Origin of the sequence: Aliidongia dinghuensis (assembly GCF_014643535.1) — a bacterium.
In the GTDB taxonomy this organism is placed as follows: Bacteria; Pseudomonadota; Alphaproteobacteria; order ATCC43930; family CGMCC-115725; genus Aliidongia; species Aliidongia dinghuensis.
This window is the reverse complement of the sequence record NZ_BMJQ01000054.1, coordinates 1-1,397: the sequence shown is the minus strand read 5'-3', so window position 1 is coordinate 1,397 and position 1,397 is coordinate 1. Positions and strand designations below refer to the sequence as shown.

The 1,397-nt window shown below is 66.2% G+C and carries 1 protein-coding gene; it reads right to left on the bottom strand.

All coding sequences use genetic code 11. The features are described 5' to 3' along the window. Positions 1–271: 271 nt before the first annotated feature. Positions 272–1,306, bottom strand: coding sequence for an IS110 family RNA-guided transposase (locus IEY58_RS34110; protein WP_189052654.1), 1,035 nt, complete (start codon positions 1,304–1,306; stop codon positions 272–274). Positions 1,307–1,397 lie beyond the last annotated feature (91 nt).

Here is a 1,397-nt window from a genome sequence, read left to right as displayed (position 1 = left end):
GGCTTCTGTGGATGGCTCCCGCGTTGCAAGTGCGATGTGATGATCTGGCGTGTGGTCGGGTGCAGTCTTCTGTCCGGCCTGTTGATGCAGTCGGTAGGGACTGCTGGCCCTGATGGAGTCCGCGAACCGGGTCCCATTCTGCTTATCAGGCTATGACGCCTTCGCCAGTCCATGGGTTGTCCCTGTTCCCGGCCTGACCGGTTTCGCCATCACTTCGCGTCGCCCCGCAACCTCGTTGAGCCGATCTCCTCAGCCAAAACCTGGGTGTGCTTCAGCCTGCCAGCATCGGCGCATGGCTCGCTTGATAAACGTCTCCTCGCGTCATCACCGCCCAGACGATCCGCGCCATCTTGTTCGCCATGGCGACCGTCGCCACACGCACGGGCTTGCGTGCCAGCAGGGCGACCAAGCGCTGATCCGCGGTCTCCGGCTTGTGCCTGGCCCGCCGGACGAGCGAGGTCGCGCCGACGACGAGGAGCTTGCGCAGGTATTTGTCGCCCATCTTGGTGATGCGGCCGAGCCGCTCCTTGCCGCCGCTGGAGTTCTGCAGCGGCGTCAGCCCGAGCCAGGCGGCAAACTCTCGCCCGGAGCGGAATTGCCCAGGGTCGGTGACCGAAGCCGCGAACGCCGTGGCGCCGACCGGGCCGATGCCGGGGATGGTGGCAAGGCGGCAGGCCATGTCGTCGGTCCGACGCATACTTGCGAGCGCGCGATCAATCTCTCGGAGCTGAACATGAGTGCTCAGCGCCTGCTGCGAGAGCATGAGCACGACCCGGCCCGCCGCCGCAGGCACGCCAAGCTCCGTGCCCTTGACCATCTGCCGCGCCATCAGCAGGGCGCGCTCGAGGCCGTCCGGGATGTCGATGCCGAACTCGGCCAGTAGCCCGCGCATCATGTTCACCAGTTGGGTGCGCTGCTTGACCAGCAGGTTGCGCGCACGATGCATCGACAGCGCCGCCTGTTGCTCGCGCGACTTGATCGGCACGAACCGCATGGTCGGCCGCGTCACCGCTTCGCAGATCGCCTCCGCATCCGCGGCGTCCGTCTTGCCGCGCTTCACATAGGCCTTCACGTAGGCCGGCGGCATCAGCTTCACCGTATGCCCGAGCCCCGCCAGCTCGCGCGCCCAATGATGCGACGTGCCGCAGGCCTCCATGCCGACGAGGCACGGCGGCAGCTTGGCGAAGAACGGCAGCACCTGCGCACGCCGAAGCGCCTTGCGGACGACGACCTCGCCCGCGGCATCGACGCCGTGAACCTGGAAAACGCGCTTGGCCAGATCCAGGCCGATTGTCGTAATCTCCATGGCGGATGGCTCCTTTGCTCGGGTTTGCCTGACAGCAACCCACCTTGGCACTCAGATGTCGTGAGCGGGAGCCATCCACCTCATCTGCTTT

What these genes read in the sequence shown, in the direction of transcription:
- IEY58_RS34110 (WP_189052654.1), bottom strand. Translation starts at nt 1,306, where the DNA reads ATGGAGATTACGACAATCGGCCTGGATCTGGCCAAGCGCGTTTTCCAG.